This is a genomic window from Neorhizobium sp. SHOUNA12A (genome assembly GCF_023006505.1).
Taxonomy (GTDB): Bacteria; Pseudomonadota; Alphaproteobacteria; order Rhizobiales; family Rhizobiaceae; genus Neorhizobium.
Genome location: NZ_JALBGV010000202.1, coordinates 1 through 615, shown reverse-complemented (window position 1 = coordinate 615; position 615 = coordinate 1). Strand labels below are relative to the sequence as shown.

At 68.9% G+C, this 615-nt stretch carries 1 pseudogene; it reads left to right on the top strand.

Annotated features, from left to right (window positions below):
- Positions 1–615, top strand: a pseudogene (locus MOV63_RS32475) (pseudouridine synthase); the annotation flags it as partial.

The following is a 615-nucleotide window of genomic DNA, read 5'->3' as shown; positions in this document are numbered from 1 at the left end:
AGGACCGGCGCGAAAAGCCGCCTGGCCGCCCCGACACCCAGCGCGACGACCGCAAGTTCGCCGACAAGCCGCGCGGTGCAAAGCCGTTCGGCAATCGCACTGAAGACGAGGACGACCGTCCGAAGAAGCGTCCGCCGATGGGCACCAGCCGCACCGCCAACGTCTGGATGGCGCCGGGTGCCCGCCCGACCACCGAAAGCAAGACGCGCAGATCCTCCGCCCGTGCCGAGGCCGAGCAGCTTTTCAAGAAGCCCACGCCGCAGAACGACAGGCCGGTCGTCGTCAACCGCGCCGAAGAGGACAGCGACTGGATCCGTGCCGACGGTCCCGACAAACAGGAAAAGGCCGATTTCGGCCGCAAGAAGTCCTTTGGCGATCGTCCGGATCGTGGCGAACGTTCCTTCGGCGACAAACCCCGTGGCGACCGCAAACCGCGCGAAGGCGGTGACCGTCCGCGCACCAAATCCTTCTCGGGCGACGCCCGTTCGGAACGTCCGCGCGGCGAGCGCGCCTTTGGTAACCGCCCGCCTCGCGGTGACCGCCCGTTCGGCGACAAGCCGAGAGGCGACCGCCCGTTTGCTGACCGCAAGCCACGCGCCGACGGCGACCGCCCAG